Source organism: Lysinibacillus sp. FSL P2-0066, from assembly GCF_037969495.1.
Taxonomy (GTDB): domain Bacteria; phylum Bacillota; class Bacilli; order Bacillales_A; family Planococcaceae; genus Lysinibacillus; species Lysinibacillus boronitolerans.
Genome location: NZ_CP150202.1, coordinates 1,750,748 through 1,766,441, shown reverse-complemented (window position 1 = coordinate 1,766,441; position 15,694 = coordinate 1,750,748). Strand labels below are relative to the sequence as shown.

The 15,694-nt window shown below is 39.2% G+C and carries 13 protein-coding genes, 1 pseudogene and 1 riboswitch; of the genes and pseudogenes, 5 read left to right on the top strand and 9 right to left on the bottom strand.

The features are described 5' to 3' along the window. Positions 1-2: 2 nt before the first annotated feature. Genes MKZ14_RS08495 through MKZ14_RS08485 form a run of 3 tightly spaced genes read left to right on the top strand, consistent with a single transcriptional unit; the run spans position 3 to position 2,858 of the window. Complete coding sequence (locus tag MKZ14_RS08495) at positions 3-1,130, top strand: DUF418 domain-containing protein (protein WP_258859332.1); 1,128 nt, start codon at positions 3-5, stop codon at positions 1,128-1,130. A gap of 13 nt (positions 1,131-1,143) precedes the next feature. Beyond that, positions 1,144-2,256, top strand: coding sequence for a sensor histidine kinase (locus MKZ14_RS08490; protein WP_333004411.1), 1,113 nt, complete (start codon positions 1,144-1,146; stop codon positions 2,254-2,256). Further along, positions 2,253-2,858 (top strand): response regulator transcription factor, encoded by a 606-nt coding sequence (locus MKZ14_RS08485; RefSeq protein ID WP_004229368.1) that lies wholly within the window; start codon positions 2,253-2,255, stop codon positions 2,856-2,858. The genes MKZ14_RS08490 and MKZ14_RS08485 overlap by 4 nt, the downstream gene beginning before the upstream one ends. Positions 2,859-2,968: 110 nt before the next feature. On the opposite strand, the gene MKZ14_RS08480 is transcribed toward MKZ14_RS08485, so the two are convergent. The 8 genes from MKZ14_RS08480 to MKZ14_RS08445 all read right to left on the bottom strand — a co-directional run bounded on the left by MKZ14_RS08480 (position 2,969) and on the right by MKZ14_RS08445 (position 11,375). After that, positions 2,969-4,051, bottom strand: coding sequence for a hypothetical protein (locus tag MKZ14_RS08480; protein WP_339280799.1), 1,083 nt, complete (start codon positions 4,049-4,051; stop codon positions 2,969-2,971). Positions 4,052-4,769: 718 nt separating this feature from the next. Beyond that, complete coding sequence (locus MKZ14_RS08475) at positions 4,770-5,480, bottom strand: ankyrin repeat domain-containing protein (protein WP_082148102.1); 711 nt, start codon at positions 5,478-5,480, stop codon at positions 4,770-4,772. Positions 5,481-5,595: 115 nt separating this feature from the next. Next, complete coding sequence (locus MKZ14_RS08470) at positions 5,596-6,282, bottom strand: response regulator transcription factor (protein ID WP_048390285.1); 687 nt, start codon at positions 6,280-6,282, stop codon at positions 5,596-5,598. Next, positions 6,260-7,738: a HAMP domain-containing sensor histidine kinase gene (locus MKZ14_RS08465; RefSeq protein WP_333004405.1), complete on the bottom strand. Its 1,479-nt coding sequence runs from the start codon at positions 7,736-7,738 to the stop codon at positions 6,260-6,262. Before MKZ14_RS08465 ends, MKZ14_RS08470 begins: the two co-directional genes overlap by 23 nt. A 177-nt stretch (positions 7,739-7,915) precedes the next feature. Next, positions 7,916-9,277: a PepSY domain-containing protein gene (locus MKZ14_RS08460; protein WP_339280798.1), complete on the bottom strand. Its 1,362-nt coding sequence runs from the start codon at positions 9,275-9,277 to the stop codon at positions 7,916-7,918. 177 nt (positions 9,278-9,454) lie between these two features. Continuing rightward, positions 9,455-10,474, bottom strand: a complete 1,020-nt coding sequence (locus MKZ14_RS08455; protein WP_333004402.1) for a 2,3-butanediol dehydrogenase — start codon at positions 10,472-10,474, stop codon at positions 9,455-9,457. Between the two features lie 15 nt (positions 10,475-10,489). After that, positions 10,490-11,119: a TetR/AcrR family transcriptional regulator gene (locus MKZ14_RS08450; protein ID WP_333004401.1), complete on the bottom strand. Its 630-nt coding sequence runs from the start codon at positions 11,117-11,119 to the stop codon at positions 10,490-10,492. 88 nt (positions 11,120-11,207) lie between these two features. Then, positions 11,208-11,375, bottom strand: coding sequence for a hypothetical protein (locus MKZ14_RS08445; RefSeq protein WP_333004399.1), 168 nt, complete (start codon positions 11,373-11,375; stop codon positions 11,208-11,210). 214 nt (positions 11,376-11,589) lie between these two features. Continuing rightward, a riboswitch (cobalamin riboswitch) is annotated at positions 11,590-11,774 on the bottom strand. A 616-nt stretch (positions 11,775-12,390) separates the two neighbouring features. Between MKZ14_RS08445 and MKZ14_RS08440 the strand changes: the two are divergent. Together MKZ14_RS08440 and MKZ14_RS08435 are read left to right on the top strand one after the other, a co-directional pair. Beyond that, positions 12,391-12,740 (top strand): annotated as a pseudogene (locus tag MKZ14_RS08440) (VOC family protein). Positions 12,741-12,981: 241 nt separating this feature from the next. After that, positions 12,982-13,923: an NlpC/P60 family protein gene (locus tag MKZ14_RS08435; RefSeq protein WP_333004398.1), complete on the top strand. Its 942-nt coding sequence runs from the start codon at positions 12,982-12,984 to the stop codon at positions 13,921-13,923. Between the two features lie 330 nt (positions 13,924-14,253). Here MKZ14_RS08435 and murF read toward each other — a convergent pair whose 3' ends face one another. Beyond that, entirely contained in the window at positions 14,254-15,639 is a 1,386-nt protein-coding gene (gene murF, locus MKZ14_RS08430) for a UDP-N-acetylmuramoyl-tripeptide--D-alanyl-D-alanine ligase (protein ID WP_333004397.1), read from the bottom strand. Between the last annotated feature and the right edge of the window lie 55 nt (positions 15,640-15,694).

The following is a 15,694-nucleotide window of genomic DNA, read 5'->3' as shown; positions in this document are numbered from 1 at the left end:
TTATGCAAACACAACAAAGACTTCCCTTTATCGATATGTTAAGAGGCTTTGCCGTCTTAGGAACGCTCGGCACAAATATTTGGATTTTTGCTTATCTTGGCGATTTATCGTATATCACAACAAGTGACCATTCTGGTTGGTGGTCCTTCAATGATTTTTTACGTATGGTCGTATTATTTTTCGTTAATGGTAAGCTACTTGGATTATTAACAATTATGTTTGGGGTAGGCTTACAATTAAAATATCAGCAAGCCTTACGAAGAGGTACAGCTTGGCCTGGCGTGTATCTGTGGACTATCGTCTTTTTAGGATTGGAGGGATTGCTGCACTACACCCTGGTGATGGAATATGATATTTTAATGAGCTATGCTGTCACAGCATTCATCGTCGCTTTTATTGTACGTTTAGGTGACAAGTTCATGACAGGAGCCTTTTATTTTTTTGGTGGCTTTCACATCCTATTGATTCTGCTTATTTTTATCAGTACCTTACAAGGAGCTGGTGTTTCCTTAAATGGTATGGCATCCGTTACTGAGCTCTATGAGCATGGCACATGGTTTGCGCAGGTGCAGCATCGTCTCACAAACTTTTTATTTTATCGCTCAGAAGCAATATTTATTATCCCAATGAATGTCTTTTTATTTTTACTTGGCGTGAAGTTTATGCGTAATGAGGTATTTTCACCAACAGACAAAGGACGCCAAACTAGACAAAAGCTATTTAAAATCGGTGTATTCATTGGTTTTCCTATCAATCTGCTTATTTTTATTCCTGGTGGGCTTTTTGATTTACCTGTTCGCTACCTTTGTGCCCCTATTTTATCCATTGGCTATATTGGAATTTTAGGTAAACTGGTAGAATATAAGAAGCTAGACTGGCTTTGGCAGCGCTTTGCTCATGTCGGTAAAATGTCTTTAAGCTGCTATGTCCTCCAAAACGTGCTTGCGTCGATGATTTTTTATGGTTGGGGGCTTGGCTTAGGTGGGCAAGTCAATAGCATCACTGTCATTGGTATTTGGCTATCTCTATCAATCTTACAACTTGTTATAGCGTTCGCTTGGCTACAGCAATTTCAAATGGGCCCTATGGAATGGATTCGTAAAAAAGCCCTTCAAGCGATGACACAGTAATTAGCAACAAAGGATGGTGCTAGTAATAAAATTATATCCAAGAGAACAAATTAAGCATTATTTAATCATTGATGCCGCTTCTGTCATTTTCTTATTCGCGCTAGTACTCGGGTCTCATTCCCTTCCCTTAGCTATGAAAATAACAGTGCTCCTTTTATATCTAATAGCCTTCTACATCGCTTTATGGCATCGAGATTGGAGGCTACTTGTCGCCTCTCTAGTAGCCTTTGTTCTTATTGCCTTACTTAGCATTTTTGTCGATCCTTTTATGCTTATTTTTGGCTTTACCTTTGCCGATTTGCTAGGACGGGCGAAATCAAAATGGCATATTGCCTGTGGGATTGTTGCCATCGCTGCCATGTTTTTGACGGTTTTGTCCATGACAACAGATTCCCTTTTACCAAAGGAATCACAGGTGCTAGTACCGATTATGATGTTTCAGCTAGTGCTCCCGGTACTCATTTATTTTGTGGAAAAGTCGAAAAATCTGCAAGCTGAGCTAGCAGACGTTAATACACAGCTTGTTCAGCAAGAGGAACGACAACGGATCGCTAGAGACCTTCATGATACAATTGGCCATACGCTCACAATGATTAAAGTAAAAACCGAACTAACGACCAAACTGATTGATAGAGATCCTTCAAGCGTGAAGCCTGAGCTACATGACATATTAGCCACTACCCGTACCGCCTTAAAACAGGTACGTGAGTTAGTGTCTGATATGAATTTTATTTCGTTGCAAACAGAGCTTGTCCATTGCCAACAGCTTTTACAAAGCGCGAATATTACCACAACCCTTGACAATCAATGTCCTCAAATCGTACTTTCTAGTGTGGAGGAAACGATGCTTGCTCTATGTGTACGAGAGACGACTACGAATATTCTCAAGCATAGTCAGGCAAAAAAATGTCATTTCACCATTCAATGCTGTGCTGGACACTATACACTTGTGATGAAAGACGATGGCATCGGTTTACAGTCACAGGGACGTGGGAATGGCATCCACTCCATTAAAGAAAGAATGCATATGCTGCAAGGCTATGCCCTGATTGAAAGTGACACACCTATCGGCACCAGCGTCACACTTACTCTACCAATTCAAGATGGAAAGGAGCCTCTAACATGATACGTGTATTACTAGCAGAAGACCAACAAATGTTACGTGGTGCCCTAACTTCGCTACTAGCCTTTGAGCCTGATATTGAGGTCATAGCTGAGGTGGCGGATGGTCAACAAGCATGGGAATTGATCCAGCAGGAGCCACCAGATATTTGCCTAGTCGATATTGAAATGCCCCATCTATCAGGGCTTGAGCTTGCTGAAAAAATTAAACAAGCCAACCTCCCTTGCAAGGTAATGATTGTAACAACCTTCGCACGTCCTGGCTATTTGCAGAAGGCAATGGATTGCGAGGTACACGGCTATCTATTGAAAGATGAACCCATCGATTATTTAATTGCTACTATTCGAAAAATCATGCAGGGAGAAAAGGTGGTCAGTAAGGATTTAGCCGCCTCCTTATTTATGAAGGAGCAAAACCCTTTAAATGAGCGAGAAATTGCGGTACTTCAGCTAGTCAAGAAGGGCTTGACCACAAACGAGATTAGTAAGCAATTATTTTTAACGAAGGGCACGATTCGCAATTATTTATCAACCTCTATTCAGAAGCTACAAGTTGAATCCAGACAGCAAGCCGCTCAGGTAGCAGGTGAAAAAGGCTGGCTATAAAAAAAATCTCGCCACAGCTGTGACGAGATTTTTACAATGTTAGCATAAAATATGTTCCATTTATTAGGTTTCAAATGACAGATTCATTATTTTATTAAGCAAAAGAACGTTTATTTTCCTTGTAGAACTACATTTGTTGCTGTAGCCCAGTTGTTTAATGGGATTACGGTATAGCTGACATTTGCTTTCAACGTACCACCATTCGTTAGATCAAAAATGCCCACAGCACCTTTACGTGATGAATAACGATATTGTGCTTGCAATGTACTCCCATCATTGCCTTTTAACGCTACACTTCGACCAGCAAGTAAATCAGATTGCGGATCGTTTCTTAATTGTAATTCAAAGGATTTTTCATCCATGGCTTTCGCTGATTGCAGAGTGAATGGCGCGATTTCTTTCGCCACAAAGCTCTTTACATCTATTTCCGCCCATTGTGCGTACACACGGTAAGTCACACCTGGTTTTAAAAGTTTGCCAGCAGGGAGTCTAAATTGAGGAGCTTGTCTGCCATCAGCTGCTTGTGTAAATGGTACATAATTAGCAACAAACTCTTCTCCCTCACTTGTTCTCACCGTCACAAAGCGATCACGTAATGAAGAAATAACATCAAAGCGTTTTCCGCTAGCATCTCGATTATGACCATCTAAGCTAAATGCTAAATCTCCACGACCTGCGCGATAGGCTTCAATAATATTAGCATAATCTACTACGCCATCCTCCTGAAAGGATTCCAATGTGAATGTATCATTTGTGACTTGCTCCACATTGCGTACATATACCTTTTCATCTGTGCCCTCAAAAACTTTATTGCGTTGCTCCTTATAGCTCAATGTATAGATAAAATCATCTTCTTGGAATGTTGTTGGTACAATATATGTACTCTTAGCGCCTGTCATTAAGCGTGGCACATTGACAATCTCTAAATCTCCATTAAACGTAAAATGTTTTTTTATAGCATCTAAATTATTTAGGTCTACATCAGCTGCTGCTAAGGGCTGATTAAATGTAATTTGTAGTGTCATTGTATTTAATGGCTTGATGTTTGTAATTTTAGCTACTTGCTCGTTTTCCGCTTCTACTGCTTTATTGCTTGTCGCATCTGCATTTAATGGCTCGCCTATGGTTACTAGACCTGCTGATACTACGGATAAAGCCAATGCTGCTGGGACAATACGTTTTCTTAATTTCATTTGTTGAACTCTCCTTTATGGTGTAATTTGGTTTACAAAATTTATCATAAAGTCCATATCTAAACTGCTAATAAATAAACTATTAAAAAAGAATTAAAAAATAGGAAAAATAATTTAAGAACAAAAAAACTGTAGAGAGCCGTCTCTACAGTTTGCATGTTGTTGAAAAAAGATGATGTCAACGCCAGAAAAAGCAACTTTGCAAGTCGAGGGGCTGATTTCCATTACGCCAGCGTCCTTTCCAGGGGGCGTCCGATGAGCCGCTTCACTCACTTACGTTCGCTCCAGGGTCTCCTCTGTGACGCTAAATCCCCTAGGAGTGACGCTGGCTCCACTCCAATCAACCATTCTGCAAAGTGTCTTTACTTTTTTATAGTAACAAATCGTCCATTAACTGTATTCTTAGAGGGGATAAGTTCTTATTTTCAATGTGGAGAAGTGAAGCATGACAACACCTCTTCATAAAGAGTAGTGAACACCTTCACTTTATTTGAAAATCTTTGCTAATAAGTTAGTGGGTTGAAGTGGAAGGCTGCTTGACTCCCGTGGGATAGCAAGACAGGCGAAACTCTAAACGGAGCGGTAGCGGAGGAAGTGATTCGGCGCTCGCCCACAGGAAAGCAAGTAGCCTGCAACGGAAATCCATTTCTACCTTTCAATTGACTGTTTTGTTTTTCAACACTAAGAAAACTGTAGAGAGCCGTCTCTACAGTTTGGGTTACTTTGCGCCTGCTGCAAGTAGAATTTGTTCGATTGCTTTAAATCCTCGTTGTTTTGCATGTTGCAGAGGTGTCACGTTATTTTGATCGGGAATATTTACATCAGCACCATGTTCAATTAGTCGTTGTATTACGGTTTGCTGTGTTGGATTGCCGTTATTTAAGACAATCGCCTCCATCAGGGCTGTCCAGCCTAAATGATTCACATGATTGACGTCAATATCTGTATTGCTCAATAGCTCCTCGATGACCTCCACATGACCATGCTCTGCTGCTGGTATGAGTGCTGTTCCTCCATATCGATTTAAAATAGTCGGATCAGCACCAGCTTGAATGGTCATCTTTAAAATAGCCAGATAGCCCTCCGCACCTGCATAGAGAAATGGCGTATTTTGCTGATTATCCTGAATATTAACATCTGCTCCTGCATCTATTAATAATTTAACTGCCTCTATATCCTGATTATAGGTAGCTATCATCAAAGCTGTTCGATTATTTGAATCTTGTACATTGATGTCCCCTTTTTGTTTCAAAGCATGTTGAAGCCCATCGATATCTCCCCTTTCAGCTGCCTTGAGCAACTCACTCGCCCATTCTGTTCCCACCACTTCACTCCCACCTTTATCATGCTGTATTGTTTCTGTATCAATTGAGGCACACCCTTGAAGTAAAAATGTTAATGCAATGATTACTGCCTGCCTTTTTTTCAATTTTAATACACCGCCTTTCCTTCCTCAGTGTAAGCGGTAATGCTAAATTGCCCATTAACGAATTCTTAAAAAAGTCTAAAAAAACTACCCCGCCACAAGGACGAGGTAGTTTTACTTAAACATTGAAGCGATAGCCTGCACCCCATACTGTTTCCAAAAACTTGGGATGCGCTGGCTCTCGTTCAATTTTTTCACGTAGCTTTCGTATATGAACAGTGACAGTCGAAACGTCTGCAGCTGATTCATAGCCCCAGTTTCGCTCATATAGCTGTTCCTTACTTAATACTTGATTGGGGTGTCTAACAAAAAAGACAAGTAAATCAAATTCCTTCGTTGTAAAGGCAATCTCCTCACCATTAACAAACACCTTTCTAGCCGAAGTATCGATTGTAATACCATGAATGGACATCATATGATTTGTTTGTTGATGGGTCGCCAGACGCTCATATCTCGATAAATGGGCCTTGACCCTTGCCACTAATTCACTCGGACTAAATGGTTTTGTAATATAATCATCCGCTCCTAGTCCAAGACCACGAATTTTATCAATATCCTCCTTTTTAGCTGAAACAAATAAAATGGGAATATTGTGTACGGCTCGAATCTGTTTACAAATGTCAAAGCCACTTATCCCTGGTAGCATGATATCCAAAATGATTAAATCATAATTACCTTTAAGTGCCTGCTGTAGCCCATCCTCTCCATGATGTTGGATATCTACTGTAAAGCCATTAATCTCTAAATAATCTCGTTGAAGCTCAGCTATGCTCACTTCGTCTTCAATTAGCAGAATTTTTTTCATGATGATTCACCTTCTCCTCAGCCTTTTTCAATGAAATGAATATGCTCGTCCCCTTTGCTAATTCACTCTTTGCCCAAATATCGCCACCCATTTCAACAACGATTTGTTTTGCAATGGCTAACCCTAAGCCACTGCCTCCTGTTTGCGAATTACGTGAAGGCTCCGCACGGTAAAATCGATCAAAAATATAGGGCAATGCGACAGGATCAATGCCTGCACCATTATCTGTTACCTGAATAATCGCATCCTCTGCTCGCTCATGCAAGGAAATAATGATTTGCTTATATGGCTTATCCATATATTTTTCGCTGTTGCTTAAAAGATTTGTCAGGACACGTCTTAATTTATCTCGGTCCACCATAGCCAAAAGCGGCGAGCCTTCTGCTATATAGTGTAAATGAATGTCTCGTGCAATAAAATCAAAGCTTGCATCCTCTACATAATCATGCATATATTGCTGAAGATTGACGCTTTCCATCTGGAAGGGAATCTTTTTTAAATCCAATTTAGAAAATAAGAATAGCTCATCAATTAATACATCCATATCCTTTGCCTTTGTATAGATAGTAGTTAAATATTTATCCATTTTTTCCTCTGTATTCGCCACACCATCTTTAATGCCCTCCACATAGCCGATAATGGAAGTCATCGGCGTTTTTAAATCATGGGAAATATTGGAGATGAGCTCCTTTCGATTTTCCTCATATTGAAGCTGAAGTTGGATGGATTCTTTTAATTTGACTCGCATTTCCTCGAAGGATCGATTCAGCTGACCAATTTCATCCTTCGAGTGGGTCGCAATCTCAAAATCCAAGTCGCCCGATTTAATACGTTCTGCTCCTTCCTTTAATGCCGAAATCGGTTTAATAATACTTCTTGAGACTAAATAATTTAAAAAGCCAATAATCATCATAAACAGAACGAATAAAATACCTAAAAGAATCGGTAACAGCTCCCTCGTTACCTCTGCATGGGAACTAACCTCTCGCAATACAAAAATACTACCCTCTGTTTGATCTGGAAAATAAAAATCAAATTTGACATACGTATAAAAGGCTTGATTGATCATGATTGTGTCACGAGAATTAATATTGGTCGCTTCAAAACCAGGTAAGCTTTGAAGCAATAATTGTTTATGCTCTTTCTGTGTTGAATAAACAATTTGATGATCTTTTCGTACCACAATCTCTATCGAAGGCGCATTGATTTGTTCAAGCTGTTCGAGATCTAAAAGCTGCTGGGGATTATTTTTAGCTAGTAATTTTAAATCTAGAAATGCATTTTCCTCTACTGTCGTCAAAGGCTTTTGGACATAAGATTTTTTATAAAAATGCTCAATCGCTTTAATATCACCAGTGATGGCAAAGGAAAAAAGAAAAACCGCTGCTAGTAATAGCGTGATGGCAATGATTATGACACCCACATATGATAGCAAAAACCTTGTTTTAATTGACATCTACATTCCCCCAATAAGCTGAAACTACTAGCAATGTACCATACAAATCTTAAAACTTTATAAAATCATGCTGAAAAATCTATAAACATTTTTACCGCTTCAGTATAGTATTGCGTTCCAATAAATGAAATAAACAAAAAAATACGGCACAATCCTGCTGTGCCGTATCCCTTTGCTTTATTTCGTTTCTTGTGCTCTTAGCTTCTTCTTTGTTTGCCAACCTAAAATGAGTAATTCAATTAATACTACAGCGATTAATGACGCACCAAATAGTGGCATCATAATCCCTAAAATGACAAGGAAAATGATGAATGGCATGGATATTTTATGAGAAATTTGCGGTGGCGCAGACAGCTCCCCTTTTTTTCTACGTAAAATCCAAGTGCGAATGCCCCACACGATTACGGCTAAGAAGGCTAGACAAACCACTAAGTTTAAAAGCTTATTCGGCCAGCCGAATAAATGCCCCTCATGTAATGGTATGCCCCATGTAAAGAATTTAGCTAATGGGCCATAATCGTCATAATTCACTTGATCGATAAACTTGCCACTATACTGATCAAAATACATTGTGGCTTCCGCTGTAGGTTTTACATCTAGCCCTGTTACACCAGAATTACTAGCCTTCGCCACTGTATAGACGCCCTCACCGTTTGACGGATAAATAATTGAATAAGGCTTAGCGATATTCATGGCATTAATTTCTTTTTCAAGTTGAGCAATCGTCATTTGACTATCGTTCGTATAACGGACAGCTCCACCGCCATGATGTTGTGCATGTTCTCCTTCTGATGTAGGTGCCTCTAATTGACGAGTCGCCCATGGTATTTCAGAGACATCAGATGTTGGTGGCTTTTGTTGGAGCAATGGATACCCAAAAGTAGGATTTTCTGAAGCTATATCTGCTAGCATGGAACCTTGAAAAGCAGACCATAATAGCCCTGTTGAGATGAACATCACCATCGGAATCGTAATGATTGTCCCAACAAGTGCATGCAACCTCTTACTTTTTTGTCTCTTATTCTCCGACTTGCCCTTCTTTAAGAGATTTCCTTTGAATGTCATATAAAGCCCTGACAGTAATAAAAAGATCGTCCAACATGCTGCCAGCTCCACTAAATAGTTTACAAAGGTACCACCAATAAAGAGAGAGCTATGGGTATTTCGCATAATATTTGAAAATGTATAATCGGCATCCTGACTACCAACCATTTGATTGTGATCGTCTAAAAATACGTACTTTTGTTTAGTACCATTTGATAAAGTTAAACGTGTATTATAAGGCTCCTCTAACCTAATCACTTTTGTAGTAGAGTATCCTGAAAATGCCGCCTCCGCTTTTTCCACGGCCTCATCAATTGTTAAGACCTCTTCCTTATGGCTCTCACCAAAGAAATAATCGTCATATAAGCGATTTTCTACATCTGTAAAAAACAAATAACCAATCCCACTCAATGTGAGAGACAGCAATAAAGGCGTAATAAAAAGTGCTGCGAAAAAATGTAGCCGCCAAAATCTAGAATAAAGCAAATTTTTCATATTTAATCTCCAATCTCTCTATTTATAGCAGATTAATTATATAAGTAAAAAGTGAAATATGAATGAAGTCCTAAAGGCAGTTTTATGACAAACAAATGTATTCCAATTGGTATTATATTATTAAGGTAGCCAAAAAAATCATAGCCAAACCTCAAGTTCGGCTATGATTTTATTAAATTACATATTCATATTTACAAGAATTTTGCATTGGCTACGGTCTTTTGTTAAAGCCTCAAAGCCTTTTTCCACGATATCCTCTAAAGCAATTTGGCTTGTGATAACAGCTTGTCCATCAATCACACCACGAGCAAGTAATCGAATCACTTCAGGGAAAATATTCACATAGGCGAACGAGCCACTGATTTTTACCTCTGGAGAAACCACCGCATTAGGGTTAAATTCTACAGGTCTTTCCCATACGCTGACGATTTTAAATTCGCCGCCTGGATGAACAGCACTCACACCGCTAGTAAATGTTGCTTGCACACCTGCTGCATCATACGCAACATCGACCCCACCAGCTGTTTTTTCACGAATAAACGCTACTGCATCCGTATCAATTGGATTAATGACATAGGTCGCGCCTAATTCAAGTGCTTTTTGGCGTCGTTCATCCGAAACCTCTACGACAAAAATTTCACTTGCTCCCGCTGCCTTCACAGCCTGCAAGACCAATAATCCAATAGGACCCGCACCAAAAATAGCAGCTGTATCGCCTAGCTTTAATTGACTTTGACGCACTGCATGTACCGCTACTGCTGTAGGTTCAACAAGTGCGCCTAGCTCTAGGCTCATATTGTCAGGAAGAAGGTGAATATTTTCTTCTTGTACAACTGCATATTCTGCAAATCCGCCAGAAATTGTATAGCCATAAGATTGACCACGTTTACATAAGTTGGAATAGCCACGTCGACAATTATCACATTTACCACATGGAATTGGTGGCTCCACTGCCACACGATCTCCTACTTTTGTCTGTGTAACGCCTTTTGCAACCTCTACAACGACACCTGCAAATTCATGCCCTAATACGGGTTGTGTACGGAATGCATAAGCCCCACCAACATATTCATGTAAATCACTACCACAAATTCCTGCAAAGGCAACTTTTACTTTCACCATGCCTGGCTCTAGTGCTGGCAGTTGTGCCTCCTCTACTCGAATATCTTTTACACCGTAAAATTTTGCTGCTTTCATCCTATTACCTTCTTTTTATAATTTAGTTTGAAGACCATGGAACACGAAGTTGACTGCAAGCTCCGCTATCTGATCGGGTGTTGCTTGTAATGAAGAACGGTTTAAAAAGGGATTGTTCAACGAATACATTAACGTTCCCATAATAAAGTTCAGTGCAACATCAAGTGACTCGAAGTAAATGGTCTGTTGCTCCTGACAAGCCAATAAAATTGTCCGAAGTTGCTCCCAGGAAGGTAAAAACACATCCTTTAGCATCTCAAGCCTAGGACTATTCATGACTATTTCTTGCTGTAATATATCAATTAACTCATGCTCCTGGATTCGGTAAAGAACAAAGTTACGACAAAAGCTACGAAGCGCACCGATTGAATCTTGAACGTCATAATGAGCATTCATAAAGGTGTGGCGTAGCGGTTCAAATAATGCATTAAAGACATTTTCCTTGCCACCAAAATGATAGGAAACAAGTGCAAGTGACACATCTGCTTCTTCACAAATTTGTCTCACCGTGGTACCATCAAAGCCCCTTGATGAAAACAAGGTTTTTGCCGCTTGTAAAATTTGATCCTTTACCTCTTTATTTTTTTCTTTTTGATCGATAGTTCTCACCTCTTTTTTGAACAAACGTTCAAAACAATTGTTCAACGAAATTGTACGCCTACTATTATTAATTGTCAAAGCATGCGCTTATTAAAAAATGGCTACTTCGTTTTTCGAAGTAGCCAAACATATTCTATCCTCTTAATTCTTTCAAAACATTTGCGTATGCTGCTAAAATAGATTGCTCATGTGTAGCATCATGCCCAACATATTGTTCGACAAGCTCCTTTAAGGGTTTAGGCTCTTGCATAATTTCAAATTTGAATAAGCTTTCATAGTACTCAACAACTTGTGGATTCATGTGGACCGCTCCTTTAATTTTTTACATAAAAAAACATCTTTCCCTCATTAGAAAGATGTCTACTATGACAAATACACGACATAATACGGTGATCGCCAAATGGAAAGAAGCCTTCTATTAAACATAGAAGCACCCTTTTTAGCAATCATCGTACTATGAGCATGCAGGAGAAATTCTCTAGTCACACTCAACACCCCCTATCCGCGTAGGTTTTTTGGCTGTACTAGATAAAGGCAGGTCTCCTGGCTTATGTTCATCACACCTTTCACCTTCCCATTACGACTCGTAACAGTGGCCTGTTGAAATGTGCTCCCATTTACAGTTGCGGGACAGCGTCGGATTCACACCGATCTTCCCTTTTAAACAAATCTAATTTGTACCTCTATCCTATTATTCCGTTTTTATTATTATACCATAGTATTAAATCTTAACAGCTTTCTTCACATTTAGAGCGCTATCCCTCTCTTTTAAGGATTTATCCTCTTAATTTGAAGCGCTATTCGCTACTTTCGAAGTTCTATCCACCAGTTTAAGCTCTATCCTTCAATTTGATGATTCTATCCGCCAGTTTTAGAATGCTATCCTTCACTTTTGAAGTTCTATCCGCTAGTTTAAACCCTATCCTTCAATTTGATGATTCTATCCGCCAGTTTTAGAATGCTATCCTTCACTTTTGAAGTTCTATCCACCTGTTTAAACTCTATCCTTCAATTTGATGATTCTATCCGCTAGTTTTAGAACGCTATCCTTCACTTTTGAAGTTCTATCCGCTAGTTTAAACCCTATCCTTCAATTTGATGATTCTATCCGCTAGTTTTAGAATGCTATCCTTCACTTTTGAAGTTCTATCCACCTGTTTAAACTCTATCCTTCAATTTGATGATTCTATCCGCTAGTTTTAGAATGCTATCCTTCACTTTTGAAGTTCTATCCGCTAGTTTAAGCTCTATCCTCCCATCCATTTCAAATATTTAGAAATTACTCTATAATTAAGAAAAAAAGGGGGTGGTCTGAGATGATAATGGGTTTACATCATGTGCAAATTACAATTCCGAAAGGTTGTGAGGAGCAAGGGAAGGATTTTTATTGTCATGTCTTAGGACTTCAAGAATTAGAGAAGCCTGACTCTCTCAAAGGACGTGGGGGATTTTGGTTACAGTCCATGTAGGGACAGAGGATGGCTTCGATCGTTTGACCACAAAGGCGCATATTGCATATCAAGTAGCGGATATTCAGTATTGGCGGAAGAAACTCGCAGCTCATCAAATCAAGATACTCGATTCGGTGCCTCTTCCCCATTACGAGCGCTTTGAATTCCGTGATCCCTTTGGTAATCGTGTAGAAATGATACAGAAAATCGTGTAGGCTGCCTCGTTTTGGGGCAGCTTTTTTCATGGAATTGTTCCATATTACATCTTACTGAAACATTTGTAATAAAACTGTAAATTCCCTTGATAAAGCCTTTTATAGCAAGTGTTGAAGCCCTCCCTTCAGTTACCCTGGTAACATTTACCGCCCAGAAGCCCTACTTTTTCATGCTACGATTATTTCCATGGCAAAGGTATACAGGAGAAATCCTACTAGATGCTTTAGGAGGTTACACAACATGAATAAACGATTTTTATCTACAACACTTGCATTAACAATTGGATTTAGTTCATTTGGAATGGTGCAAACAGCGATCCAGCCAATACAAGTAGAGGCTGCGACTACAAATGCTCAGAACAACGCACAGGCGGTAGCTGTAAAAGCAGACCAATTAATTCAGACTGGTAAAAGCTTAATGGGGCAAGCAACATACAGCAATTCGGTTTACAAGCGTACATACCCATACAAATTTTCTTGTGCTTCATTTTTAATGTACATCTTCGAGAAAAATGGGGTAGACCTTGGTACGTATAACGAAAATTATATGATTCAGCAAGGGACTTATGTAGCGAGAAACCAATTACAAAAAGGCGATTTAGTGTTCTTTAAAAGTAAAAAAACGGGAACTGATCCCGATCATGTCGGTATGTATATTGGCGACAATAAAATCATCCATATGGCTGATACCAAACAAAATATAGTTATCTCTGATTTAAATAGTAAGCCGTATTATAAAGAAAACTATGTATCGGCACGTAGAGTATTACCTACTCTGCTATCAGCCAACCCTGCAACAAAAGGCGATAAAATTGTTGAGAATGCGCTGACTTATAAAAATAAAGTAACGATTAGCTCGACAACAAATGAGTCAAGTCTACGCTTTACCGCTCCAGCATTTGTCGATTTCATCTATCGTAAAAGTGGCGTTAAACTCGGATCAACTTCTTTAAGCGGTTTAATGAGCAAAGGATCAACTGTAGCGCGTGCTAATTTGAAAAAGGGTGATTTAGTCTTCTTTAATAGTGTGAAAGGTTCAAAAAAACCTTCTCTTGTAGGGATTTATGCAGGCGATCACCGTATCATCATCCCTAATTCCGATGGTGTCATGACAAGAGTATTATTTGTTGATTATTATGCTCAACACTATATTACTGCGAAGCGCGTTATCTCTACTAAATAACTCTACGCCCTGTTAAGTGCACTGACTTTTACAAGTGGTTTTACTTACTATGTCTTTAAGAAACATGGTATTGAGTTGAAGAATAAATTAGCAAACACAAGCTTTAGTTGGTAAACGTATTCAAAAATCTCAGTTTCAAAAAGTAGATTTATTATTCATCTCTACCAATAGAAATCACACAAACGAGGATCTATTATAGGGAGTAATCAATATATTAATATGACTACGAACTGTTGTGAAACAAAGTTTAAGCATAACATGGGTAACAGCTCGGCGTGTTTTAAAATAAGTAAGAATTGGGTGTCTCATTCATTTTGAGACACCCTTTTTCTATGCGTTTTTTAGTTTATTGGCAAATTCGATCATGGATCTACTAGACATCGGTCCCTTAATTAAAACTATCGTGTCCACATCTAGCTTTGGTTTCAATAATTCTAAAACGCCTGCTACCTCTTTAAACGTATGAACCTCTGCGCTGGTTCCATCCTTTTGCGCTTGATCGGCAATCTTCTCTGCCCTTTTGCCGATGGTAATCAATGTATCGATCTTTCTTAGTGCTACCATGGAGCCGATTTCGCGATGATATTTTTCTTCAAAATTGCCTAATCGCTTTATATCCCCTAAAACAAGAATGACCTTTTTGTCTTTTCCCACCGTATCTAGCACTTTTAAGGCTGCCTCTACAGATGTTGGGTTATTTGTCCATGTATCATCAATAATCGTACTGTCACCAAGTCCTGTCGTAAATTCTAAATGTCTTGCCATCTGTTTAAATGTTCTTAGTCCTGCGATTGCCTGACGAATAGTCAGCCCCATTTCATGGCTAGCTGCAATCGCGGCTAAGGCATTATAGACCTGATGCTCTCCATAGCCTGGGACAAACACATTGTATGTTTCATCCGCTACCTCTAAAACAAACTTCATGCCCGTATTGGCAAACTCCACTTTCGAAGCCTTGTAATCTGCCGTATCCTGTAAGCCAAACTTGATAATCTTCCCTTTAAATCTTTTCAATGAGATTTTTTTGGTATTGGCATCATCTGCATTGATGATTAACGTGCCATCTTCTTTAATACCTTCCACAATTTCTGACTTGGCCTTAATATAGCCTTCTAAATTAAGACAGCCATCTAGATGATGGACACCAATATTTGTAATGATGCCGATAGTTGGTTGATAGATCATACATTGATGTTTAATATTCCCTGTATTCCCTAAGCCTAATTCAAAGATAGCGGCTTGCGTTTTATCATCAATGCCCGTTAAATAAGGTAGTGATTGCCTTGGCTCGTTTTTACTGCTGATGGATGCTTGCACTTGCCAATGCTTACTAGCAATATGTTTTAACATCTCTTTTGTCGTTGTTTTACCACAAGTGCCTGTTAAAGCCACAACGGGAATTTCAAAGAGCCCACGATAATACTCGATAAATGTCCAGTATGCCTGTGCAACACTTTTCACTTGTAAAACGGTTGTATTTGATTGCGCATTTTTTAACTCTGTAGACGGTTTATCGGATATGATAAGAGATGGACCTTTCCGATCAATCTCTTGCCAGTTGATTTGATCGTTTCGACTAACAAACAGGAGCGAATGGCTTTTTGTTAAATCATGTCGATTATAGTAGATCGCCTGCTTAACAGACCATTGTTCTGATCCGTGAAGGAGCTTTCCCTGTAGGACATTCCTAAGTTTCTGCACACTAATGGATTGCAAGTGTACTACGCCTCCTCTCTTTATCAATCTTGTAGATGACTTATTTCTTCTCTTG